Below are 24,457 nucleotides of genomic sequence, written 5' to 3' on the forward strand. Positions count from 1 at the left end.
TTGTGCAATTGCACGGTATTTGGTTAGTATATATTATTATTGGTACAAAAATGCTTCAGTTTTTTTATTTCTTAACGGAAACTCTTTACTAATGGGATCTTCCTGTTGCTCTTCGGTAATTAACAGATCATTGTACTTTTCTAATAAGTGAATGTACTTGTTCATCCAGAAATAAACCGAATTGGCATCAGACCCGATTTGTTTTGAAGGATCTGCAGTTTGATTTGCATTATCTGAACTATATCGGGGAAAAGCTTCCGGGAATGATGCTGAAAGATCCTGCCCTAATAATTTGCCTACCTGCCAAATTACTTCGTGACCAATCCTATCCTGACCAAACCAGTTGTAAATTGTTCTGCGGCTTACATTAAGCTTTCTGGAAAGCTCACTGATGCCCATACGATCTCTGCGCACTAAGCGCTCAAGGATTTCTCCTTGCTTTAATTGTGTTGTCATTGAGATAATTAATTTTTTAAAAAATGAAAAAATAATTAAATCAGCTATCGGGGACGATTGACAATTCAAATGTAGAAAAAAGTGTAAAAGGTTGTATAAAAAATGTTGTTTTTTTGACATTTGTCAATCTTCATTTAAGAATAATTGTAAAAGGATAAGTGTTGGGGAGTGATGGTTATAATGCAATAAGAAATGTGGTACAGGGGAAAAATAATTTCGTTAAACATAGTGATGCATTACGGTTCCCGCATGCGCGGGAATGACAGATTTATTGTGATGGCAAATCCAAAGATTTCTCCACTACGGTCGAAATGACGATACTATGTACCCCTTCAGTTTCTTAAAAGAGATAAGCTTAAAGATTGTAAAAGCATAGCGATCGCATTACGATTCCCGCATGCGCGGAAATGACGACCGTTTTAATCTGAACCTCGCTATCTGCACCTCGCTATTTCCTCCCTGCTATCCGGCATAGGAAATGATGGAAGGAGAAAACGTTAAAGCTTTATCAATACCTTTTAGTTTATAATTGCATTGAGGCAGCACACACTTTCCGCCCCCTTCGGCGGAACTTGTGCTGACGACCAAAAAGCTTTAACGAATTTATCCGACATCAGTTCCAAGCCTTTCAGTTATGCCTTATTGTTTGTTGTTTTTATAGGTAGTCATGCTTTCGCTGCGCTCAGGTTTGTTACTTTTGGGCCAAGCCAAAAGTAAGAGCCTCATCGGCGGCGGTGAGCCGAGGCAAGACTAAGCGAAGCGAAAATATAGCGATCGCATTACGGTTCCCGCCTGCGCGGGAATGACGGATTTATTGTGATGGCAAATTAAAAGATTTCTCCACTACGGTCGAAATTACGTTACTATGTACCCCTTTAGTTTCTTAAAAGAGATAAGCTTAAAGATTGCAAAAGCATAGCGATCGCATTACGGTTCCCGCCTGCGCGGGAATGACGACAGTTTTAATCTGAACCTCGCTACATGCACCTCGCTATATGCTCTATGCTATCCGGCATAGGAAATGATGGAAGGAGAAAACGTTAAAGCTTTATCATTACCTTTTCTTTTATAATTGCATTGAGGCAGCACACACTTTCCGCCCCCTTCGGCGGAACTTGTGCTGACGACCAAAAAGCTTTGACGAATTTATCCGACATCAGTTCCAAGCCTTGGGCTTTTGTTACTTTTGGGCCAAGCCAAAAGTAAGAGCCCCATCGGCGGCGGTGAGCCGAGGCAAGACTAAGCGGAGCGAAAATATAGCGATCGTATTAAGATTCCCGCATGCGCGAGAATGACGGATTTATTGTGAAGGCAAATCCAAAGATTTCTCCACTACGGTCGAAATGACGTTACTATGTACCCCTTTAGTTTCTTAAAAGAGATAAGCTTAAAGATTGTAAAAGCATAGCGATCGCATTACGATTCCCGCATGCGTGGGAATGACAACCGTATTAAAAACTACAAAGATTGCTTCGGCTCGCTATTTCCCTGCCTCGCAATGACGGATTCAACGTTTTCCTTGCATAATGCTATTTAAACCTCGCGATCTGCATCTCGCTATATGCTCCCTGCTATCCGGCATAGGAAATGATGGAAGGAGAAAACGTTAAAGCTTTATCATTACCTTTTCTTTTATAATTGCATTGAGGCAGCACACACTTTCCGCCCCCTTCGGCGGAACTTGTGCTGACGACCAAAAAGCTTTAACGAATTTATCCGACATCAGTTCCAAGCCTTGATTTTTGGTTACCTTTTTATCAAGAAAAAGGTAAGAGCCCCATCGGCGGCGGTGAGCCGAAGCAAGACTAAGCGAAAGCAAGCCTGAGTAATGGGTAAAAACAGCTTGGCGCATTAGGGTTCCCACCTGCGCAGGAATAATAACCTTACCAGCACGATGTAAATAAGAAGTTACGCTATAATTAGTTAAATTTTGCAATATTTGATTATTCCTTATTTCGAACAAACTAACTGGAAATGATTAAAAAACTACACCTCTATTTACTGATAGCGGGCACTTGTGTTTCGCTTAATGCAGCGGCACAGGATGCCATAAGCTACCAAACCCCACCAAAAGAAATTGCAGATTTGCTGCTGGCCAAACCCACACCTGGCGTTAGCATTGATGGCAAGGCAGAATGGATCTTATTTAGCGAACGTAATTCTTACCCATCTGTAGAAGAATTGGCCATGCCCGAATACCGGATTGCGGGCTTAAGGTTAAATCCAAACAATTATTCGCCAAGCAGGCAGACGTACATTAATAACTTCAGTCTTAAAAATATAAAATCCAATCAAACCTTCCAGGTAACTGGTTTGCCAACGCCATTATATGCAAGCAATATCAACTGGAACCCTTCAGAAAACAAAATTGCCTTTACCAACACCACACAAAAAGGTGTAGATCTTTACATTATAGATTTAACTACAAAAAAAGCTACTAAAACAAATAAAGCTTTCTTAAATGTAGTTTTAGGCAGTGGCCTTATCTGGTTAAACGATAACACCATTATTTACCGCACGGTAACCAAACCAGCAAGTGCCGCACCAACAAAACCATTAACGCCAAAAGGGCCAACCATACAACAAAATTTAGGTAAAGCCGCGCCAAGTGCTACTTATCAGGATTTAATAAAATCGCCTTTTGATGAACAATTATTTGAGTTTTTTGCCACATCACAATTGGTTAAAAATACTGCACGTGTAGAAACCCCAATTGGCAAACCAGCCATTTATGGTTTAACAAGTATATCGCCCGATAAAAACTACATGATGATTGAAACCATCCGCAAACCTTTTTCTTACCTGGTTTCTGCTTATGGTTTCCCTTCTACCGTAACCATTACCGATTTAACTGGTAAAACAATAAAAGTTATTGCCGAATTACCATCTTCAGAAGGCACTCCATCAGGTTATGATAATACACAAAACGTAGCGCGTGGTTTTGATTGGAGAGATGATGAGCCTGCCACTTTGGTTTGGAGCAAACCTTTAGACAGTGGTTTAATTAAAAAAGATGTTCCTTTTCATGATGCCGTTTACGCCCTGAGCGCGCCTTTTACAGGGGCAGAAAAAGAACTGTTTAAAACACAAACCCGTTACCGTGGTGTACAATGGGGCGATGCCAACCTTGCCCTCATTATGGAAGGCTTACGCAGCAAACAAACCAGTAAAGTAAGCAGGTACAACCCAACTACCGGTGCTGTAGAGGAATTATACAGCCGGAACCAAACTGATGCTTATGGCAATCCAGGTTCGCCGGTTACAACAAAAAACAAATATGGCCGGCAGGTAATTAAAACAGTTGATAATGGCACCAAACTATTGATGAACAACGTTGTAGGCTCATCAGAAAAAGGCGACTTACCGTTTTTGGCCAAGTTTGATTTAGCAACCAAAAAGAACGAAATTATCTGGCGCAGTGCAGAAGGAACTTTTGAATATGTAACTGATGTAATTAACCCTGATAAACTGGTTTTACTTACCCGCAAGGAGAGTCAGAAACTGGTTCCCAATTACTTTATCAAAAACCTGATGCTCCGCATTGCAGATCAGCCAATTACCAATTTCACTAATCCATATCCATCTTTAGAAGGTATTACCAAAGAAAAAATTTCTTATAAACGTGCAGACGGGGTTGATTTAACGGGCGATCTGTATTTACCTAAGGGCTACAATAAGGATAAAGATGGTCCGTTGCCAGCATTAATCTGGGCTTATCCACGAGAGTTTAATTCAGCAGCTGATGCGGCTCAGATCCGCGGATCGAAAGATAAATTTACAACCATCAGTTGGGCATCACCTATATTTTGGGTAACCCGTGGTTATGCGGTTCTGGATAATGCCGAAATGCCGATTGTGGCTAAAGATGGCAAAAAGCCCAACGATACCTTTGTTGATCAGTTGCAGTTAAACGCAGAAGCTGCCATTAATAAATTATCAGATTTAGGCGTTGGAGATAAAAAGCGCATGGCTGTAGGCGGTCACAGTTACGGAGCATTTATGACAGCAAATTTGTTGGCACACACCAATCTTTTTGCAGCAGGTATAGCCCGCAGCGGTGCTTATAACCGTACATTAACACCATTTGGTTTCCAAAACGAAGAACGCACCTACTGGCAGGCCCCTCAATTATATTATGAAATGAGCCCTTTCAGTTATGCCGATAAAATTAAAACACCTATATTGTTAATCCACGGTGATTCTGACGATAACCCAGGAACTTTCCCAATTAACAGCGAACGTTTATTTAACGCTATAAAAGGAGCTGGAGGCACCACCCGTTTTGTATTTTTACCTTACGAGGCACACAGTTACCGCGGTAAAGAAAACTTATTGCACATGCTTTGGGAGCAAGACCAGTGGTTGGAAAAATACGTTAAAAACAAAAAATAAATCTCTCTCTACCTTTATCGATTAAAGTGCCTCTAACCGGGGCACTTTTTTTGTTTCTAAGTTTAATTTCGAGGGTATTAGCTATTTCTACCTGACACTGATTATGAACTATCTTTCAATCGCTTATTCTTATCCATTTGGTTATTTGGAGTAAAATGGCATCAATTAACTTTGAAAACCTCCTGCCATACGCAGCGATAAATCAAAGTTACTTTGAAACCTTCCTGCCGTGGGCAGCGACAAAACAAAGTTACTTTGAAACCTTCCTGCCATAAGCAGCGACAAATCAAAGTTACTTGGAAACCTTCCTGCCGTGGGCAGCGGCAAAACAAAGTAACTTTGATGGTTTAGTGCCCTGCGCTGCTTAGCATCATTATAAAAGGTAAATCCATACTTAGCATTTAAATTTTGCTCATTCTTTGCCATTATGCTCAATAGTTAATCAGGCACTTATCAATCAGCCAGAATCATAACAGCTAACCGCATCAAATTCAACTCACACCCCCTGCTCTATTCTCTTTACCCTTTGCTCTATTTCCTATGCGCTTTGCACCACGGTTTAGCCGCATTTTCAACCTAAAACCTTACATTTATACCATTAAAACTGAACATTCTTTTTACTTATTTGTTATGCCAATATGGACTACATAGACTATTATAAAATCCTCGATTTAAAAAAAGATGCTACAACTGAGGATATTAAAAAAGCTTATAGAAAATTAGCCAGAAAGCACCATCCCGACCTTAATCCCAATAATGAGGAAGCGAATAAAAAATTTCAACAGATTAATGAAGCCAATGAAGTTTTAAGCGATCCGGATAAAAGAAAGAAGTACGATAAATATGGTAAAGATTGGCAACATGCCGATCAGCTGGATGCGCAACAGCAGCAGCAAAGGCAATATCAATCGCAAGGCGGCGGCTATGGAGGAGGAAATAGCTACTCGGGTGGTTTTGGCGGAGATGATTTCTCTGATTTCTTTTCTTCCATGTTTGGTGGTGGGGGCAGAAGCAGTAGAAATTCTCCTTTTAAAGGCCAGGATTATAATGCCGATTTGCAGTTAAACCTACTCGATGCTTGCACTACACATAAACAAACGCTAACTGTAAACGGTAAACAGGTGCGCATTACCATTCCGGCTGGTGTAGAAAACGGACAGAAAATTAAATTGCCAGGTTATGGCGCAGCAGGTGTAAATAATGGTCCTCCGGGCGATCTGTTTATTAAATTTAATATTATTGACGACCCTAAGTTTAAACGCAAGGGCAACGACATTTACATTCAGGAAGAAATAGATGTATATACAGCCATTTTAGGCGGAGAGAAAATTGTAGAAACCCTAAACGGCAAAGTGAAACTTAAAGTACCCGAAGGCACACAACCCGATGCTACACTGCGTTTGAAAGGGAAAGGATTTCCGCTTTATAAAAAAGACAATCAGTTTGGTGATCTGTACATCAAATGGCAGGTTAAATTGCCTACCAACTTAAACGCCGAACAAAAAGAACTATTTGAAAAACTTTCCAAATTCTAACCATTATGGAAACCTATCTAATCCCTGTAGAAGATATTTGCGCTTACCACCATGTGGAGATCAATTTTATCCAGTCTTTAGAAGATTTTGGACTGATCCATACCACTGTTAAAAAGCAATCGATCTTTTTACCTGTTGATGAATTAGCTAAATTGGAGCAATACCTGCGTTTAGCGCACGATCTTGAAATCAATTTAGAAGGGATTCATGCCGTTTCCCATCTGCTTAATCAATTGCAAAATATGCAGCAGGAAATAACAACACTTCAGAACGAACTAAATTATTATAAGCAACTTAACCAACACCATTAAACAACCGTTTGTGCAGTATTTTGCATTAAAAGTGGTAACAAAAACACATCCTTTTTAAGATATGTTTCTTAAATTGGCAATCTAATTTTAAAAAATGAGCGATCTTTCTTCAAAATTCATCGAAAAAATAAAATCATCTTATGCCCCAACAGGCTCGTACATTTATTTAGGCGCCGGAATTTTAGACGGACAGGTTTACAGCGAAGCCGAAGTTAATTTATCATTAAAAATGATGAACAGACACGGTTTAATTGCGGGAGCTACAGGAACCGGTAAAACACGTACGCTGCAATTATTGGCAGAGCAGTTATCAGATGCAGGTGTTCCGGTGTTTATGTTGGATGTGAAAGGTGATTTATCGGGGTTGAACCAGCCTGGCGCAGTTAATCCAAAAATTGAAGAAAGGGCACAACAGCTCAACAAACCTTTTTCACCATCTGGTTTCCCAATAGAAATTTATTCGCTTTCAGGTAAAATGGGTGCGCAGATGCGGGCAACCGTGCTCGAATTCGGACCTACGCTTTTATCAAAAATTTTAGATTTAAACGATACACAATCAGGTGTTATGGCGGTAATATTTAAATATGCCGACGATAACAAGATGCCGATAATTGATTTAAATGATTTAAAGAAACTAGTATCTTACCTTTCTGAAGGGGCTGGTGCAGCAGAAATAAAAAGCAGTTATGGTACCATATCAACAGCAACATCAGGCACTATACTGCGAAAAATTGTTGCCATAGAGCAACAGGGGCTGGCAGGTATGTTTGGTGAAAAATCTTTCGATATTGAAGATCTTTTCGAACGTGTTGATGGCAAAGGAACCATTAGTTTATTAAACATTGCTGATGTTCAAAATCAGCCGGTATTATACTCTACTTTCCTTTTGAGCTTATTGGCCGAATTATTCAATACCATGCCTGAGGTTGGCGACTTAGATAAACCGAAGCTGGTTTTCTTTTTTGACGAAGCGCATTTACTTTTCAAAAACTCTTCGAAAGCATTTTTAGCGCAGATAGAAACCATTATCAGGTTAATCCGTTCAAAAGGAATAGGCGTTTTCTTCTGTACGCAGGCACCTACCGATGTTCCGGAAAGTGTTTTGGGGCAATTGGGTAATCGCGTTCAGCACGCCCTAAGGGCATTTACCCCGAATGATGTAGATGCTTTAAAGAAAACTGTTAATACTTATCCAAAATCCGATTTTTATGAAATTGACAAGATATTAACCGCATTGGGTACAGGGCAGGCATTGGTAACTGTATTAAATGAAAAAGGAATACCTACTGAGGTTTCTGCAACCATGCTTACGCCCCCGCGTGCAGTAATGGGGCCACTTACCGCGGCAGATTTCGATCAAGTGGTGCATGCAAGTCCATTGTACACCAAATATAAAGATCCGGTTGATCCGGAAAGTGCCTATGAGATTTTAACAAAACGCATTAATGAACAAACCGCAGCTGCTGAGCAACAAAAACAGGAGGCTGAGGAACAGAAACAGGCCGAACAGGAAAGCAAACCTAAACCAGGCGAAAAGAGTTTGGTAGAGCAGGTAATGGGTGCAACAATTACACGCCAGATTGGCAAAGAAATTGTTCGGGGCATTTTCGGCATGCTTACAGGAAAAAAAACACACTCAAAAACCGGTGGCGGCCTGTTTGGATTTTAAATAAATGATATAAATACATTATAGCAATTAAGCTAATGGCCCGCAAGGGCCATTAATAATAAACATAGAAATTACTATTTTCGCAACAATAACACACCAGATTGGTAAAAGACTGTACCTCGTATTTCGCATGATTAGAAGAATAAAACATGCTCAAAAAGCTGAGATAGTCTGTTTGAATATTAAAACTGGTTAAATAACAATATAAAAACGCTCATATAACTAATTTCACAATAACATTACCAATAGAAATGACTTTAAATGATATTGGTGTAATCCCAAAAAAACAATAAACAATAGATGAAACCTACCCTATTAATATTGGCTGCAGGTATGGCAAGCCGTTATGGAAGTATGAAACAGATCGATGGTTTTGGCCCGAACGGCGAAACCATTATCGATTATTCAATATATGATGCAATTAATGCTGGCTTTGGCAAAGTTGTATTTATCATTAAAGAAGAGTTTGTAGAAAACTTTAAGTCTATTTTTGAGCCTAAACTTGCCGGAAGAATTGAAACGGATTACGTTTTTCAGAACTTTGATTTAAAGCAATTTGGTATCGAAGAGGAAATTTACAGGGAAAAACCTTGGGGTACTGCCCATGCAATTCTTTCTGGAAGAAACGTAATCAAAGAACCGTTTTGCGTTATTAATGCAGATGATTATTATGGTTACGATGCCTTTAAAAAAATGGTCGATTTCTTATCTACAGAAGTTACCGACAGCAATTATGCCATTATTGGATACGAAATTGGCAAAACTTTATCTGAGTTTGGTGCAGTATCACGCGGTGTTTGTAAAGTAGACGCAGCTGGTAACCTGGAAGAAATTGTAGAACGTACAAAAGTTTATCCTAAGGATGGCAGTATCTTTTATGAAGAGAATGGCGAAGAATTCCCTTTAGCGTTTGAAACACCTGTATCGATGAATTTCTGGGGTTTTACACCTTCAGTATTTAAAATTACCGAAGAACTTTTCAGAGAATTTGCCCAAGCGAACAAAGATAAACCTAAGGCAGAATTCTTTATTCCATTAATTGGCGAAAGTTTGGTAAAAAGCAATACAGCAACCTTTAAAGTGGTACCAACTTCAAATAAATGGTTTGGTGTAACTTACAAAGAAGACAAACCTTATGTTCAGGATAGTATTGACCAGTTGGTTAAAAACGGAACATATCCGGAAAAACTATGGAACTAAATTTAGATTCTGAAGTTTTAAAAGCCTACGGATACACTAAAGAAAATATCAAAATTACACAAATAGGTACGGGTTTAATTAACCGTACTTATTTGCTTGCTCCATTAGCAGAAGAAAAAAAGTACATTCTTCAAAACATCAATACCTCGGTGTTCAAATCGCCACAAGCTATTGCAAATAACCTCAGGGCAATTGCCGATTATCTTGCGTTTAACTATCCAGATTACCTTTTTATAAAACCGGTTTCTACCGCTAACAGCGAAGAAATGGCCCATATCCATAATGAATACTGGCGCATGCTTCCCTTTGTGCCTAACACAATCTCATTGGATGTACTGGCCGACCCAAAACAAGCTTATGAAGCAGCAAAGCAGTTTGGAAAACTTAGCAGGCTGCTTAATCATTTCGAGGCTAAAACACTTCAGGCTACCATCCCTGGTTTCCACGACCTGGCTTTAAGGTACGAACAGTTTATTTTAGCTTTAAACCAGGCAGAAGAAATGCTAAAAAATGCGGCAAATACGCAGATTGAAGATGCTTTATCTCATAAATATATTTTAGATTATTATACTTCATACTCGCACAGGACTGATTTCCCTGATCGTGTAATGCACCACGATACCAAAATAAGCAATGTTTTATTGGATAATGAAACTTATGAGGGCATCTGTGTAATTGATTTAGATACCATTATGCCCGGTAAATTTATTTCCGACCTGGGTGATATGATGCGCACTTATCTTTGTGCTTTTTCTGAAAATGAAACCGATTTAGATAAGATTAAGATACGTTTGCCCTACTTTGAGGCCACGATAAAAGGTTATTTATCGGAGATGAAAGGTATTTTAACCGAAACAGAAAAAGAACTCATTTTATTCTCAGGCAAATACATCATTTATATGCAGGCCCTGCGCTTCTTAACTGATTATTTGAGCGGCAATAAGTATTACCCTATTAGCTACCCCAAACAAAATTTGGATAGGGCCAAAAATCAGTTTAAACTATTGCAACAAATTGCTGCAGAAGAAAAAGAATTACAGGATATTATTGAACAGAATTTAGTTTAATTAAATTCGTCATACTTAATTAGTTTAACCTCATTTGTCACCCTAAATTTAGTTCAGGGTCTTAAGTGATGAAAAGATGCTGAAATTAATTCAGCATGACGATCGCATTAGTTAAACCGATCGCTATTCAACCTGCCCCAAGAAGCACTAAACCCTCCTACCTAAACCCGACAGCAGCGGTTCCGATCTTTCATCGGATTAGCAAATGGCGGGACTACATCAACCGAAACGTACCGAACCGTTCATTTCCAAACCATTTCAACCATATAAGGCATTTAAAAATACATAAGTAAACTATCGCCTGGATATTATATTAATAAAAGAATGGATTTAACCTCATTCTTCACCCTGAATTAGTTCAGGGCCTTAAGTGATGAAAAGATGCTGAAATAAATTCAGCATTATGATCGCATCAAACCTGCGCGATTTACATCATATACAAAAAAAGCGTTCCGATGTGAAATCGGAACGCTTTTAATATTCTCCCAAGACTCTCGCCTCAGAACTAAAGACTCAAGACTTATTTCTTATCGTCTTCTTTTACTTCTTCAAAATCAACATCGGTAACGTTATCGCCACCACCTTGAGGCTGACCATCAGCTTGTGGTTGTTCACCCCCTTGAGGCTGAACGCCATCTTTGTACATTTCCTCAGATGCTGCGTTCCATGCATTTTGCAATTCAGCTTGTGCTGCATCGATATCTGCAAAGTTACGAGAACCGTGTGCTGCTTTTAATTTCTCTAAACCAGCTTCGATTGGTGCTTTTTTATCAGCAGATAATTTATCACCAAACTCTTTTAGTTGTTTCTCAGTTGAGAAAATTAAAGCATCAGCTCCGTTGATTTTATCAGCTTCTTCTTTCTGCTTAGCATCATCTGCTGCATTAGCTTCAGCTTCTTCTTTCATTTTTTTGATCTCAGCATCAGTTAAACCTGAAGATGCTTCGATACGGATTTTTTGCTCTTTACCAGTAGCTTTATCTTTAGCACTTACGTGTAAGATACCGTTGGCATCAATATCGAATGATACTTCTACCTGAGGCACACCACGAGGTGCTGGTGGAATACCATCTAAAATGAAACGGCCAATTGTACGGTTCTGACCAGCCATTGGGCGCTCACCTTGTAAAATGTGAATTTCCACTGAAGGCTGGTTATCAGCCGCAGTTGAGAAAGTTTCAGATTTTTTGGTTGGGATTGTTGTGTTAGACTCGATTAATTTAGTCATTACACCACCCATAGTTTCAATACCTAATGATAAAGGCGTAACGTCTAATAACAATACATCTTTTACATCACCAGTTAATACACCACCTTGAATAGCAGCACCAATTGCTACAACCTCATCAGGATTAACACCTTTACTTGGCTCTTTACCAAAGAAAGCTTTAACTGCATCCTGGATTGCAGGAATACGGGTTGAACCACCTACCAAAATAATTTCGTCGATATCGCTTGTGCTTAAACCAGCATTTTTCAAAGCAGATTTACAAGGATCGATAGTACGTTTGATCAAACTATCAGCCAATTGCTCAAATTTAGCACGAGATAATGTACGCACCAAGTGTTTAGGGCCGCTAGCATCAGCAGTAATGTATGGTAAGTTAATTTCAGTTGAAGTTGTGCTTGATAACTCAATTTTAGCTTTCTCAGCAGCTTCTTTTAAACGTTGTAAAGCCATTGGATCTTTAGCCAAATCCATGCTGTTTTCAGCTTTGAATTCGCTAGTTAACCAATCAATAATAATGTGGTCAAAGTCATCACCACCTAAGTGTGTATCACCATCAGTAGATTTTACTTCGAAAACGCCATCACCTAATTCCAATACAGAAACGTCATGTGTACCACCACCACAATCGAACACAACAATTTTCATGTCTTTGTGTGCTTTATCCAATCCATAAGCTAAAGCAGCTGCAGTCGGCTCGTTAATGATACGTTTTACAGTTAAACCTGCAATTTCGCCTGCCTCTTTAGTAGCCTGACGTTGTGCATCATTAAAATAAGCTGGTACTGTAATAACCGCTTCTGTAACTTCCTGACCCAAGAAATCTTCAGCAGTTTTTTTCATTTTCTGCAAAATCATTGCAGAAATCTCCTGTGGAGTATATTTTCTGTCGTCGATTTCAACACGTGGTGTGTTGTTATCACCTTTAACAACTTTATAAGGTACACGTCCAGCTTCTTTCGCGCTTTCGTCATAGCTGTTACCCATAAAGCGTTTAATCGAATATATCGTTTTTGTTGGGTTGGTTATAGCCTGACGTTTAGCAGGCTCGCCAACCTTACGCTCACCGTTTTCTGCAAAAGCAACAATAGACGGTGTAGTACGTTTACCCTCACTGTTTGCGATAACTACAGGCTCGTTGCCCTCCATTACGCTCACGCAAGAGTTTGTTGTTCCTAAGTCTATTCCAATAATTTTTCCCATTGTATTTGTATTTTCTCTTTTTAAAGTATTATAATTTCTACTCCTATTAAACAATGCTTGTGCCAATTGGGTTTTGGCAGATAATACAGGTAAAAGACTGATAAAATGTAAAAAAAGAGGTTATAGTTTACTGACAGCATGACAGAAATAAGCTGAAAGGCTTAGGCTTAAATACTAAAGCGAAGTACAAATTTCTGAAAATGATTTGAAAATGAAAGTCAATAGTGCTTTGGAGGCAGCAGTTCCGCTTTAGGGTTTATAATAACAGCCCGTTAAAAAACCACTTTTAATTTTTATATCTTTAGAGATACAATCAATCTGTACAATCATTTAAATCTGTATAATCCCTTATAAAATGCAATTAGCAGCTCAAATCGTAATCGGCTTAGTAGCCTTCATCCATATCTATATACTTTGGTTAGAAATGTTCGCCTGGACTACCAAAGCACCAAAAGTTTTTAAAACCATCCCTAAAGATTTGTTTGTGCCAACCAAAACCTTGGCAGCAAACCAGGGATTGTACAATGGATTTTTAGCCGCAGGTTTAATCTGGTCGTTATGTATAACTGATCATCAGTGGAAAATTTATGTGGCTGTATTTTTTTTAACCTGCGTAATTATTGCTGGTATTTACGGTGCAGCCACGGCCAGTAAAAGGATTCTGTATGTACAGTCGATACCTGCATTGGTAGCCTTGATTTTATTGCATCTGTAAATTCATCTATCGGTTGTGGCTCAACAATAAAAATGTATGCTTTTTCATTAATCTTATATGCTTAAGTTATCCGCTATCCTTTTCTTATTTACGCTGTTAGGTTTAAAACCCACTACTGGTAACAAAATAAGAGAAGAAAGAATTAATGAAGCCCTAGCTTTTTGCCATAAAAACAAGATGGACACTTCCATCGCCATCATGGTTGATATGAGTATCCACTCCGGCAAAAACAGAATTTTCGTTTACGATTTCAAACAAAAAGCAATTACCGTTGAAGGATTGTGTGCGCATGGTGTTGGTGGAGGCAGTACTCCGGCCAAACCCGTTTTTAGCAATAAAGAAGGTAGTTATTGTACTTCATTGGGTAAGTATAAAGTGAAAGGCCGCTCTTATAGTAATTGGGGGATTCATGTACACTATAAAATGTTTGGATTAGAGCAATCAAACAGTAATGCTTTTAAGCGAATTGTCGTTTTACATTCCTATACGCCTGTACCCAACCAGGAAATTTATCCTCAAACCTTATTTGGCCAAAGTGCCGGCTGCCCTGTTTTATCAGATGGTACCATGCTAAAGATTGATGTGTTACTCAAAAACAGGAAAAAGCCAGTGTTGCTTTGGATTTATTCTTAGGCGATCAACTTAATAAAGGCCTTCGTTACCCCTGAACCTGTTTTAGGGGCTAGTTTAAAAGGGGATAACGCCCCATTTGTTTTTCTAAATGTATGATAGATGCTAAAATAAATTCAGCATGACGACCACATTAAAAAATCTAAAGCCCCAATAATCTTTCCAAATGGTGGTGCCCAATCCCGAAATATTCTTTACTTGCTTTAATTTTCTGTAAAATTTCTGCTTTCTTCTCTGCGCCATGCTCCTTGCCCTTTATCCCTACCACAAGTACATTCTTAGGCGTATGCGCATCAGAAATAAATTCGAATACCTTGGTTTTATACCCGAAGTATTCCAAAATCAGGGCACGTATACCATCAGTAACCATTTCGGCCTGACGTTCTAAAAAGATACCATATTTAGTTAAAAATGATACCTCATTCTTTACTTTATGTTGCTCAATTTCTTTACGGATTTGTTTGTGGCAACAAGGTGCAACCACAATCAGTTCGGCATGAGCTTTAATTCCCTTGAAAATTGCATCGTCAGTTGCGGTATCGCAGGCATGCAAGGCAATTAATAAATTAACATCCTCAGCATTATATTCCTCAATTGTTCCCTGAACAAATTTTAATTTATCGAAAGCAGATTTGTCGGCCACTTGATTGCATAAATCAACCATATCCTGGCGGTATTCAACACCAATTACTTCAGTTTTCAGTTTTAAAACCGAATGCAGGTAATCGTATAATGCAAAAGTTAAATATCCTTTACCGGAGCCCATATCAGCCACTTTTTTAATCGTACCTTCTGGCAGCTCCTTAATTAAAGAACTTAAAATTTCAATATAATGGTTTATCTGACGGAATTTATCCTGGGCATTTTTAAACACCTTACCATCGGCATCGGTAATTTTCAGTTCCGTTAAATACGACTTTGAATCGGGTTTAATTAAACGCGCTTTTTCTTTGTCGTGGTTTACAGAAGGAGCGGTCGCGCTTGATGCCGGACTTTCTCTCAAAACAATTTTACCATTATTCAATTCTTCCAAAATCAGGTCTTTTTCGGTCGTAAATAAAGTACCGATTTTAAAACCTTGCTCCAGGTAATCAGAAATTAGATCTATAGCTTCATCAACCGGGTAATTTTTCACCACATCGCGGGTTTTGTAACGGTAGGTAAAAGCCAGTTTATCATCGCGCTTAATTACAACTTTACGAACCAGCAACTGTTTTAATGCTTCTTCATTGCCTTTATAGTTCCCTAAAGAAACTTTTACAAAAGTTGTTGCATTCAGGCTTTCTTTTAAAGCTGCGATAAATTGTTTGATATATTCTGACACTGGCATTGAAATTTAAATGACAAAGATAATCAAGTTTACCCGGAGCAGAACATCTGCGTGATAATGTAACAATAGAGCGACCAAATTAAATTTTTCACCGCCAAAAAAGGGCTGATACATTGTTAACGTAATACGATTTAGAAATACACAAAGGCAGCAATTATCTATATTGATTCCAAAGAAGCCTAACGCTTTTATTTCAAAAAATTAAGCTTTAGATTAGAGCATATAAAAATAGCTAACCATAATCCATGAGTGACTTTCAGATAAAAAAATCGCCTACCGTTTATGATGCCATTGTTGTTGGCTCTGGTGCGGGTGGTGGAATGGCTGCATATGTTCTGGCCCATGCAGGTCAAAAGGTTTTAATGCTAGAGGCCGGTCAAAATTTCGATCCCCGATTAGATTCACATCAACTAAAATGGCCCTGGGAATCTCCACGTAGAGGTGCAGGTACTGTTAGGCCATTTGGCGATTTCGATGCTTCTTACGGAGGCTGGGAATTGGAAGGTGAGCCTTATACCCAAAAAAATAAAAGCGAATTCGAGTGGTTCCGCTCGCGGATGCTCGGTGGCCGTACCAACCACTGGGGAAGAATTTCTTTGCGGATGGGCCCCGAAGATTTTAAACCTAAAGATGGCTTAACAGATGCCTGGCCTATAACATATGCCGATGTTAAACCGTTTTATGATAAAGTAGACCGCATGATTGGGGTTTATGGAACAGCAGAAGGTTTAGAAAATGAACCTGATGGAATTTTTATGAAACCACCTAAACCAAGGTTAAATGAGCTTTTTATCAAAAAAGGTGCAGAAAAGGCTGGTGTAAAAGTAATTACTGGTCGTGGCTCGGTACTTACCGAAGCTTTACCGAATAACAGCGACCGTGCTCCTTGCTTTTACTGTGGGCAATGCGGAAGAAGCTGCAAAGTTTATGGCGATTTTTCTTCTTCTTCATGTTTGGTAAACCCTGCAATAAAAACCGGTAACCTTACTGTAATTACTGATGCAATGGTGCGCGAGGTGATTACCGATAAAGATGGTACAGCTAAGGGCGTTTCGTATGTAAACCGTAAAGATTTACAAGAATATCAGGTTACTGGCAAGCTGGTTATTTTAGGTGCAAGTGCTTGCGAATCGGCCCGTATATTATTAAATTCAAAATCAAATTCGCATCCAAACGGCTTGGCCAACAGCAGTGGTGTAATCGGCAAATACCTGCATGATTCTACAGGGGCAAGTGTTTCGGGTTTTCTTCCACAGTTAATGGACAGGAAGCGTTACAACGAAGATGGTGTTGGCAGTGTGCATATTTATTCGCCCTGGTGGTTAGATAACCGGAAATTAAACTTTCCACGTGGTTATCATATCGAATATTGGGGTGGAATGGGCATGCCTGCTTATGGCTTTGCCGGTGGCGTGGCCGAAATGAATGGAATGGTACCAGGAAGGGATGGCAAAATGAAAGAAGCGGGTGGGTATGGTAAATCTTTAAAAGATGATTATCGCCGTTTTTATGGAACTGGAGTTGGAATGGCAGGCCGTGGTACCGCAATTGCGAGAGAAAGCAATTACTGCGAAATTGATCCTAATACGGTTGATAAATACGGGATTCCTGTTTTGAGGTTCAATTATAAATGGGACAAAGATGAAATTCTGCAAGCCAAACACATGCAGGAAACATTCCTGTCAATTATGAAAGAAATGGGTGCTGTTGTAACCTCTGAAATACAGGGAGCAGACACCAATTATGGTTTACTCAACCCCGGTAAAATTATTCACGAAGTTGGAACAATCCGTATGGGGGATGATCCTAAAAAATCAGCATTGAATAAATATTGCCAGGCACACGATTGCAAAAACCTATTTGTGGTTGATGCTGGTCCGTTTGTACAGCAGGGCGACAAAAATGCCACCTGGACTATTTTAGCACTTTCGATGCGTACAGCCGAATATATTTTAGCTCAAAAGAAAAAACAAAACATTTAAAGAATTACTATATGAACAGACGTGATTCCCTAAAAGCACTGGGTTTAACAGTTGTTAGTACCACAGTACTACTTGAAGCCTGTAAGCAACCTGAAACAAAAACCGATGTAGCAGCACCAGAAGAAACGGCAAAAGAAACAGGAAGAGAGCCCTGGGAAATTGACCGAGATAAAAAATTAAAAGCCGAAACCTATTTTACCAAACATGAAATGGCTACAATTACGGTTTTAGCTGATATCATTATACCTAAAGATGATGTTTCTGGCAGTGCTTCTGATGCCAAGGTGCCAGAATTTATTGAGTTTATTGTAAAGGATATTCCAGAGCATAAAGTACCCATGCGTGGCGGCCTGAAATGGCTGGATGTGTACAGTTTTAATAAATTCCAGAAACCTTTTGTTGAGGCATCTACAGATCAACAGCTTTCGATTGTAGATGAAATTGCTTACCCGAAAAAAGCCCGACCAGAAATGCAGGCAGGGGTAACATTTTTCAACAGAATGAGAAATTTAACTGCATCAGGGTTTTATACAACGGAAATTGGCGTTAAAGATATTGGCTATGTTGGCAATGCGCCAAACCAATGGGCAGGTGTTCCAGCAGATGTACTGAAACAGTACGGTATGGAGAATGTGAAGGTATAGCCTAAAAAATCATCAGTGCCAAAAGTCTTTTCAGCCGAGGAAGTAATATTAAAGTGCTAGCCGGTTGCGATCGTTGTAAGATTGCTTCGTCGTTACTTCTCTCGATGGCGACGAATGCGAAATTACGCGGTTTGTGAAGACTCGAACCATGGTAGATGGAAAATATAATCTTATAGCAAAGAAGTCAAGTTTTAAAAACTTGACTTCTTTATTTAAGCGTTTTTAACCACAAGTGGACATATATAAACACAGATCTTTATATCTGTGTGCATCCTTTTTATCTGTGGTTAAAAGATATTTTCTTGTGAATAGGATTCCCCTTAGTGATATTAAGTGTCCTCACGTACCGAAATGCGATGGTTTGTGAATACGCGAACCACGGTTGATAAAATATAATCTTATACCAAAGAAGTCAAGTTTTAAAAACTTGACTTCTTTTATTTATGGCAATAAAGACCCTGAAACAATTTCAGGTTGACGTAAATAAAATATTACTCTACTATCAAAATCAAACCTTTTCCTTTTTCAATAGGAACCAATTTCCCATCAGGATAATTTCCTGAGGTTTGGAATTTATCAATTGCCGGGGCTGTAATCTTTACTTTACCTGCATCTAAACCCAGTTTGGCCCAATCGATTGTTAAATTAACCTTTACATCATCTCCAGCCCAGCTTGCCAATGAAATCATTGTTTTACCTTTTTGTTTGTAAACAGTGGCCAATACTTTAGGGTTGTCGGTTTTAACCGGACAGTTTTCACTCCAGTAACCAATCATTTCAGATCCTTTAATACCAAAATTACTCCAGGCTTTCCATAAAGGTTTAGGATCACTCTTATCCGACCACCCTAATCGACTTGTCATCCCATAAATCATACCGCGCCAAGGATTTCCATCATCCTGTAGCATCTCTCCCATTAAACCGAAAGGAATTCCACTTACTTCAGTTAAAAAGAAATCCGGATTATTTTTTTGATAATCGAAATATTCGCCAAACCATAAACGGTTCAGGTATGGGAAATGCTCCAGGTATAAAATCGCACTATTGTTAAAACCATCGCTTTTGTTATACTGGTTTGCCGAGTGTAAATCGATAATGCCAGGATGATTATTTTGTGTTAACACCCTTTTAATGCGTTTCATCGTTACGCGGTCAAAAGCAACGTCATCTAAATACACGCCATCAATACCCACATTGTTTACCAGCCAGTTCATTCCTTCTACATAATAGTTATGCCAGCGGTTCATTCCACTATTAATTACGGCAGCATCTTTAATTTCGGGTACAAACCAGGCTGCAATATAGTTGGAGTCTAAATGTTCCTGTAACCAGCTAAAACCTCCACCTTTGCCCGGTGAATATACTTCAGTACCTAAACTTCTTAATGCAGGCCACTCGTAAGCATGGTTCGAAAGTTCGCGAACGGTATTGTAAATCTTTACTTTTAAACCCTTAGCGTGTGCATTATCAATATAACTTTTCATCTTTTTCCATTCGATAAATGGATAGTTGATCCATGGGTTAATTGGCGTGGCATGGTGAATATTTACAACCGTAGCACCTGATGATTTAATGGTATCCAAATCACCGTATTTATGATAAAAGCGGTTATCCCATTGAAAATCAGTATCAAGTAAATGGAATGGTGTAATCAATAAATTGAAATTATAATAAAGCACATCACCTTTTTTCATGCTTCTTGCCCCGGTAAAGTTGTCGGCAAGCATCGAACTTCCTTTAACATTAATCTGGATACCACCTTTATCTCCATTACCCCATGATTTTGGCAATAATAAAGGCTTTTGAAGATAGAAATTAGTATTAAGCGGCCGAACATAGTTTTCGTCTCTCAAGTTATAATATAAGCCTGCATTTACATTACCGATCCATACAGCATCCTGATTTTTATTCGCTACATCCCATTTCCATTTTACAGTATCTGGTCTAACCCCACCTTTTTCACCTAAACCCATTAAATATTTTGTAGCGTTTTTATCAAATGGAATATGAAAATCAACATTGCTGAATTCGACATCTTTTAATGCGGTTACTTTAATAACATAGTGTACATAGCCATCAAATTCTAAAGCACCTTCCAAATCCATTTTCACGTTTTCGGAAGTATTGGTAGTTGTCCATTTAACGGTTCCAGCTTCTTTACTGGTAATCTGGAAATTGCTTGGAACAAACTTCTCCTGTGTTTTTGGTGTATTAAAAAAGTGAAAATGGATAGGTTCAGCCAAAATATTATTAGGCTTTTCGCTATAAGCCGTCATTTCTGGATTAAAGAATGTTTGAATCTGTTTTGGAAAACCATCAATATTTATTTCGAACTTTCTGCCTAAAAGTGAGATTACATTTCCATCAACACTTAAGGGCGTATATGGTGCAACAACAGTATTGGCTTGTGCCAAAGTAGAATTTAGCCAGGTTAAACGTGTTTGTTTTTCTGGATTACCAACACCTGCATCGGCTAAAACCTGCTTCCCAACTGTAATATTGACATCAACTATTTTCGATTTCCCGTTGGCCTTTACTGTAAATTTACCTGAGTAAACGCCTTCATTGGTACTTTCAGGAGTGTTAACTGTGATCCACATCGGCTGAATTTTGCCAGAGGCTACATCAACCGTTTCAATTAAAGGTTTGTTATCATAACTTATACCGTTTGTGTTTAAACAATTTATATATTTTGAAGAAATCACTTTTCCAGCTGCACTTTTTAAATCACCGAAGATAACCACAACATTTTTGAGATCTTTCAATGCAAATACACCCAATTGAAAAGCATAGTTTTCACCTTTAGCAGCTGAGCCTGCAAAAGTATTTAAAGCACCTTTTTGCACCCAACGATAAGGTAAATCGTTTTGCATTTTGATTGGAAACATTCTGTCCTCTGGAAAAACAACAAAAGCATCTGCGCTATATTTGGTTCTTATTGCTGCCGTTTCTTTGCCCGTTGCAATTACTTCCATCGGGTAAAAAGAATTAAAGGCATCTATAGATTGAATTTCGACAACAGCAGCATTTACTTTAACAATCTTTGCATTGGCTAACCAAGCTTGATCCACCTGTTTAGGTTTGATATAAAGCCCTTTTGGATAGTTGCTTCTGCCCTCGTTTTTATAAGCGAGATAATAAACATAATATTTTCCAGCAGCAGATGCTTCGAAATAAATATCAGCACTTTCTCTGGTCAGATTATCAGAACCAACTACCGAAACCAGTTTACCATTGGCATCTTGTATAATGATTCCCTTCAGTTCAGGATGTTCATCCCTCCTGCGCCAATCAATTTTAGCATGTGCAATTTTACCAGCTCCCTGAAATTGGAGAACAACTCTATAGTTTCCTAACGAATCAGGATTCCAGGCGTTATTGCCATTGGTATATTTTAGTGTTTGAGCATTAAGTGATAACTGCCCGAAAAGACAGAATAATAGAAAAAGCCTAAATTTCATTTCAAATTTGTTTTAGGCTAATTTATAGATACCTACTTGAAATAATGCTATGTAATGAAAAAATGAGACAAACGTTTGCTTGATTTTGTTAAGACTTTAATATTAAATGGTTTATTGTTTATTAACAGGGTAGCTTAATTGAATTTATACCCTTAATAGCAGATTTATCCTCCGACGCATAACCAAAATCTAAGTCTATCGTGATAACAACATAGCAACCGTCACATAGGACATCTGACGGCACAAAAAAAAGTCCTGCTCTTTCGAACAGGACTTTCTTAATCTTAAGGTGAATAAAATTATTCTCCTTTTGGTTCTTCAGTAGCAGGTGCTTCTTCAGCAGGAGCAACTTCTTCAGCAACTTCAGCTTTCGCTTCAGCAGCTTTAGGTGCAGCAGTAGCTTTACTTCTACCACGACGAGTTGTTTTCTTCTCTTCTTTAACCTCTGCATCTTTACCGTAAACTGTATTGTAGTCTACCAATTCAATTAAAGCCATTTCAGCGTTATCACCTAAACGGTTGTTTAATTTAATGATACGAGTGTAACCACCTGGACGGTTTGCAACTTTCTCAGCAATTTCGCGGAATAAGATTGTTACTACTTCTTTATCTTGTAAATAAGCAAATACTGTACGACGTGAGTGAGTAGTATCATTTTTTGATTTAGTGATAATTGGCTCAACATAAGTACGTAAAGCTTTAGCTTTCGCTAAAGTTGTTGTAATTCTTTTGTGCAAAATAAGTGATGAAGCCATGTTAGCTAACATCGCCTTTCTGTGGCTTGCGGTTCTACCTAAGTGGTTTACTTTTTTACCGTGTCTCATTGTTTTTTAATTGAGTGTATACCGTCTCGTTGCAATTAAGCTGAGGGAATTATACACTGTGAAATATTAATTTGTTCAACGCTTTGCGCTAAGCGCATGGCGCCATGCGTTTTATTCTTCGTCTAATTTAAATTTAGACAGGTTCATACCAAATGATAAACCTTTTGATTTTACTAATTCTTGGATCTCTGTTAAAGATTTTTTACCGAAGTTTCTGAATTTCAACATGTCAGCAACGTCGTAAGAAACTAAATCAGCTAAAGTACGGATATCAGCAGCTTTTAAGCAGTTTAATGCCCTAACTGAAAGATCCATATCCACTAATTCAGTTTTAAGTATTTTACGCATGTGTAAAATTTCCTCGTCTACCTCTTTAGTTTCTTCTTTAGCTTGAGATTCTAATACTAAATTCTCATCAGAGAATAACATAAAGTGTTGGATAAGGATCTTAGCCGCTTCTTTTAATGCTTCTTCTGGATGAATTGAACCGTCAGTAGAGATATCTAAAACCAATTTTTCATAATCCGTTTTTTGCTCAACACGAAAGTTTTCGATCGTGTATTTTACATTTTTCATTGGAGTATAAATCGAATCGATTGCGATTACACCTACAACAGCATCAGCAACTTTATTTTCTTCAGCAGGTACATAACCACGTCCTTTATTGATGGTTAATTCCACCTCCAAAGTAACAGATTTATCCATGTTGCAAATTACATGCTCAGGGTTTAAAACTGTAAAGTTGTTAGAGAATTTAGTGATATCACCAGCTTTAAACTGATCTTGACCATTAACGATGATGAACACTTTTTCAGAATCACCTGAATCGCCTGTTTTCTTAAAACGAACTTGTTTTAAGTTTAAGATGATATCAGTTAAATCTTCTACAACACCTTTCATGGTAGAAAACTCGTGAGAAACGCCTGAAAAACGAATAGTAGTAATAGCATAACCTTCTAATGAAGAAAGTAAAATTCTTCTTAAGGCATTACCAATTGTTACACCGAAACCGGGCTCTAAAGGACGAAATTCAAATGTGCCATCGAAATCAGTCGATTTCTGCATGATCACTTTGTCTGGTTTCTGAAATGCTAAAATTGCCATTTATAATTTTTTAAATTCGTTATTGAATATATAGTAACATGAAAAAAGTTAATTACCCTTTTGAGGTAATTAACTAGATCATTTATTACTTTGAGTATAACTCGATGATTAAGTTTTCCTTAATGTTTTCAGGAATCTCATCACGTTGAGGATAGGTTAAGAATTTACCAGTTAATTCACTAGCGTTCCACTCTAACCAAGCGAACTTATTGATTGTTCTACCTGCAACTGAGTTACTAATTGATTCTAAAGATTTAGATTTTTCACGAACAGCAACCACATCACCAGCTTTTAACTGATATGAAGGGATATTTACAACTTCACCATTCACGGTTACGTGTTTATGGCTAACTAACTGGCGTGCACCAGAACGGGTTGTTGAAATACCTAAACGGTAAACTGTGTTATCTAAACGTGCTTCTAATAACTGAAGTAAGTTATCACCGGTAATACCAGCACGAGAAGATGCTTTTTTAAACAAGTTACTGAATTGTTTTTCTAATACACCATAAGTATATTTTACTTTTTGTTTCTCCATTAACTGGATAGCATATTCAGATTGTTTTCCTCTTCTTTTTGATGAGCCATGTTGCCCAGGAGGATAATTTTTTCTGTCTAACACCTTATCAGGACCGAAGATTGGTTCTCTGAATTTACGGGCGATTTTTGATTTTGGGCCTGTATATCTTGCCATTTTTTTTTCTGT

The 24,457-nt window shown here is 38.3% G+C and carries 19 protein-coding genes; 10 read left to right on the top strand and 9 right to left on the bottom strand.

Features of this window, described 5'->3' with window-relative positions:
• Positions 1 to 36: 36 nt before the first annotated feature.
• Together ACZZZW_RS23505 and ACZZZW_RS23510 are read right to left on the bottom strand one after the other, a co-directional pair.
• Entirely contained in the window at positions 37 to 456 is a 420-nt protein-coding gene (locus ACZZZW_RS23505) for a helix-turn-helix domain-containing protein (protein ID WP_055910043.1), read from the bottom strand.
• 1,606 nt (positions 457 to 2,062) lie between these two features.
• Positions 2,063 to 2,392: a hypothetical protein gene (locus ACZZZW_RS23510; RefSeq protein WP_463497129.1), complete on the bottom strand. Its 330-nt coding sequence runs from the start codon at positions 2,390 to 2,392 to the stop codon at positions 2,063 to 2,065.
• Positions 2,393 to 2,430: 38 nt separating this feature from the next.
• On the opposite strand from ACZZZW_RS23510, the gene ACZZZW_RS23515 reads away from it, so the two are divergent.
• Positions 2,431 to 4,848: an alpha/beta hydrolase family protein gene (locus tag ACZZZW_RS23515; RefSeq protein WP_055910047.1), complete on the top strand. Its 2,418-nt coding sequence runs from the start codon at positions 2,431 to 2,433 to the stop codon at positions 4,846 to 4,848.
• Between the two features lie 165 nt (positions 4,849 to 5,013).
• Here ACZZZW_RS23515 and ACZZZW_RS23520 read toward each other — a convergent pair whose 3' ends face one another.
• Positions 5,014 to 5,274, bottom strand: coding sequence for a hypothetical protein (locus ACZZZW_RS23520; RefSeq protein WP_055910049.1), 261 nt, complete (start codon positions 5,272 to 5,274; stop codon positions 5,014 to 5,016).
• Between the two features lie 212 nt (positions 5,275 to 5,486).
• Between ACZZZW_RS23520 and ACZZZW_RS23525 the strand changes: the two genes are divergently transcribed.
• From ACZZZW_RS23525 to ACZZZW_RS23545, 5 genes are all read left to right on the top strand, one after another.
• A complete protein-coding gene (locus ACZZZW_RS23525) occupies positions 5,487 to 6,383 on the top strand; it encodes a DnaJ C-terminal domain-containing protein (protein WP_463497134.1) in 897 nt (298 codons plus the stop codon).
• 5 nt (positions 6,384 to 6,388) lie between these two features.
• Positions 6,389 to 6,694: a chaperone modulator CbpM gene (locus ACZZZW_RS23530; protein WP_055910054.1), complete on the top strand. Its 306-nt coding sequence runs from the start codon at positions 6,389 to 6,391 to the stop codon at positions 6,692 to 6,694.
• 94 nt (positions 6,695 to 6,788) lie between these two features.
• Positions 6,789 to 8,363, top strand: coding sequence for a helicase HerA-like domain-containing protein (locus ACZZZW_RS23535; protein ID WP_463497138.1), 1,575 nt, complete (start codon positions 6,789 to 6,791; stop codon positions 8,361 to 8,363).
• A gap of 300 nt (positions 8,364 to 8,663) precedes the next feature.
• Positions 8,664 to 9,563 (top strand): nucleotidyltransferase family protein, encoded by a 900-nt coding sequence (locus tag ACZZZW_RS23540; protein ID WP_055910058.1) that lies wholly within the window; start codon positions 8,664 to 8,666, stop codon positions 9,561 to 9,563.
• Positions 9,554 to 10,630: a phosphotransferase enzyme family protein gene (locus tag ACZZZW_RS23545; protein WP_463497143.1), complete on the top strand. Its 1,077-nt coding sequence runs from the start codon at positions 9,554 to 9,556 to the stop codon at positions 10,628 to 10,630. Before ACZZZW_RS23540 ends, ACZZZW_RS23545 begins: the two co-directional genes overlap by 10 nt.
• A gap of 520 nt (positions 10,631 to 11,150) precedes the next feature.
• Here ACZZZW_RS23545 and dnaK read toward each other — a convergent pair.
• Positions 11,151 to 13,061 (bottom strand): molecular chaperone DnaK, encoded by a 1,911-nt coding sequence (gene dnaK, locus ACZZZW_RS23550; RefSeq protein WP_463497146.1) that lies wholly within the window; start codon positions 13,059 to 13,061, stop codon positions 11,151 to 11,153.
• A gap of 355 nt (positions 13,062 to 13,416) precedes the next feature.
• Between dnaK and ACZZZW_RS23555 the strand changes: the two genes are divergently transcribed.
• Both ACZZZW_RS23555 and ACZZZW_RS23560 read left to right on the top strand, forming a co-directional pair.
• A complete protein-coding gene (locus ACZZZW_RS23555) occupies positions 13,417 to 13,776 on the top strand; it encodes a DUF1304 domain-containing protein (protein WP_055910062.1) in 360 nt (119 codons plus the stop codon).
• Between the two features lie 57 nt (positions 13,777 to 13,833).
• A complete protein-coding gene (locus tag ACZZZW_RS23560) occupies positions 13,834 to 14,409 on the top strand; it encodes a murein L,D-transpeptidase catalytic domain-containing protein (RefSeq protein ID WP_055910064.1) in 576 nt (191 codons plus the stop codon).
• Between the two features lie 139 nt (positions 14,410 to 14,548).
• Here the strand turns inward: ACZZZW_RS23560 and ACZZZW_RS23565 are convergent, their stop codons facing one another.
• Positions 14,549 to 15,736 carry a class I SAM-dependent methyltransferase gene (locus tag ACZZZW_RS23565; RefSeq protein ID WP_055910066.1) on the bottom strand — a complete coding sequence of 396 codons (1,188 nt, stop codon included), beginning with the start codon at positions 15,734 to 15,736 and terminating at the stop codon, positions 14,549 to 14,551.
• Positions 15,737 to 15,981: 245 nt separating this feature from the next.
• Between ACZZZW_RS23565 and ACZZZW_RS23570 the strand changes: the two genes are divergently transcribed.
• Both ACZZZW_RS23570 and ACZZZW_RS23575 read left to right on the top strand, forming a co-directional pair.
• Positions 15,982 to 17,718 (top strand): GMC family oxidoreductase, encoded by a 1,737-nt coding sequence (locus tag ACZZZW_RS23570; protein WP_463497153.1) that lies wholly within the window; start codon positions 15,982 to 15,984, stop codon positions 17,716 to 17,718.
• 11 nt (positions 17,719 to 17,729) lie between these two features.
• Entirely contained in the window at positions 17,730 to 18,362 is a 633-nt protein-coding gene (locus ACZZZW_RS23575; RefSeq protein WP_055910070.1) for a gluconate 2-dehydrogenase subunit 3 family protein, read from the top strand.
• 491 nt (positions 18,363 to 18,853) lie between these two features.
• Here the strand turns inward: ACZZZW_RS23575 and ACZZZW_RS23580 are convergent, their stop codons facing one another.
• The 4 genes from ACZZZW_RS23580 to rpsD form a co-directional block, all read right to left on the bottom strand.
• Positions 18,854 to 21,823: a glycoside hydrolase domain-containing protein gene (locus ACZZZW_RS23580; protein WP_463497158.1), complete on the bottom strand. Its 2,970-nt coding sequence runs from the start codon at positions 21,821 to 21,823 to the stop codon at positions 18,854 to 18,856.
• Positions 21,824 to 22,122: 299 nt separating this feature from the next.
• Positions 22,123 to 22,647, bottom strand: coding sequence for a 50S ribosomal protein L17 (gene rplQ, locus ACZZZW_RS23585; protein ID WP_029278659.1), 525 nt, complete (start codon positions 22,645 to 22,647; stop codon positions 22,123 to 22,125).
• A 111-nt stretch (positions 22,648 to 22,758) separates the two neighbouring features.
• Positions 22,759 to 23,751, bottom strand: coding sequence for a DNA-directed RNA polymerase subunit alpha (locus tag ACZZZW_RS23590; RefSeq protein ID WP_025145205.1), 993 nt, complete (start codon positions 23,749 to 23,751; stop codon positions 22,759 to 22,761).
• A gap of 85 nt (positions 23,752 to 23,836) precedes the next feature.
• Entirely contained in the window at positions 23,837 to 24,445 is a 609-nt protein-coding gene (gene rpsD / locus ACZZZW_RS23595; protein ID WP_029282720.1) for a 30S ribosomal protein S4, read from the bottom strand.
• Positions 24,446 to 24,457 lie beyond the last annotated feature (12 nt).

The organism is Pedobacter sp. AC379, from assembly GCF_979258145.1.

Excerpts from the sequence above, each read along its gene's own strand:
- ACZZZW_RS23505 (WP_055910043.1), bottom strand. The coding sequence starts at position 456 with ATGACAACACAATTAAAGCAAGGAGAAATCCTTGAGCGCTTAGTGCGC.
- ACZZZW_RS23515 (WP_055910047.1), top strand. The coding sequence starts at position 2,431 with ATGATTAAAAAACTACACCTCTATTTACTGATAGCGGGCACTTGTGTT.
- ACZZZW_RS23520 (WP_055910049.1), bottom strand. The coding sequence starts at position 5,274 with ATGGCAAAGAATGAGCAAAATTTAAATGCTAAGTATGGATTTACCTTT.
- ACZZZW_RS23525 (WP_463497134.1), top strand. The coding sequence starts at position 5,487 with ATGGACTACATAGACTATTATAAAATCCTCGATTTAAAAAAAGATGCT.
- ACZZZW_RS23530 (WP_055910054.1), top strand. The coding sequence starts at position 6,389 with ATGGAAACCTATCTAATCCCTGTAGAAGATATTTGCGCTTACCACCAT.
- ACZZZW_RS23535 (WP_463497138.1), top strand. The coding sequence starts at position 6,789 with ATGAGCGATCTTTCTTCAAAATTCATCGAAAAAATAAAATCATCTTAT.
- ACZZZW_RS23540 (WP_055910058.1), top strand. The coding sequence starts at position 8,664 with ATGAAACCTACCCTATTAATATTGGCTGCAGGTATGGCAAGCCGTTAT.
- ACZZZW_RS23545 (WP_463497143.1), top strand. The coding sequence starts at position 9,554 with ATGGAACTAAATTTAGATTCTGAAGTTTTAAAAGCCTACGGATACACT.
- dnaK (WP_463497146.1), bottom strand. The coding sequence starts at position 13,061 with ATGGGAAAAATTATTGGAATAGACTTAGGAACAACAAACTCTTGCGTG.
- ACZZZW_RS23555 (WP_055910062.1), top strand. The coding sequence starts at position 13,417 with ATGCAATTAGCAGCTCAAATCGTAATCGGCTTAGTAGCCTTCATCCAT.
- ACZZZW_RS23560 (WP_055910064.1), top strand. The coding sequence starts at position 13,834 with ATGCTTAAGTTATCCGCTATCCTTTTCTTATTTACGCTGTTAGGTTTA.
- ACZZZW_RS23565 (WP_055910066.1), bottom strand. The coding sequence starts at position 15,736 with ATGCCAGTGTCAGAATATATCAAACAATTTATCGCAGCTTTAAAAGAA.
- ACZZZW_RS23570 (WP_463497153.1), top strand. The coding sequence starts at position 15,982 with ATGAGTGACTTTCAGATAAAAAAATCGCCTACCGTTTATGATGCCATT.
- ACZZZW_RS23575 (WP_055910070.1), top strand. The coding sequence starts at position 17,730 with ATGAACAGACGTGATTCCCTAAAAGCACTGGGTTTAACAGTTGTTAGT.
- ACZZZW_RS23580 (WP_463497158.1), bottom strand. The coding sequence starts at position 21,823 with ATGAAATTTAGGCTTTTTCTATTATTCTGTCTTTTCGGGCAGTTATCA.
- rplQ (WP_029278659.1), bottom strand. The coding sequence starts at position 22,647 with ATGAGACACGGTAAAAAAGTAAACCACTTAGGTAGAACCGCAAGCCAC.
- ACZZZW_RS23590 (WP_025145205.1), bottom strand. The coding sequence starts at position 23,751 with ATGGCAATTTTAGCATTTCAGAAACCAGACAAAGTGATCATGCAGAAA.
- rpsD (WP_029282720.1), bottom strand. The coding sequence starts at position 24,445 with ATGGCAAGATATACAGGCCCAAAATCAAAAATCGCCCGTAAATTCAGA.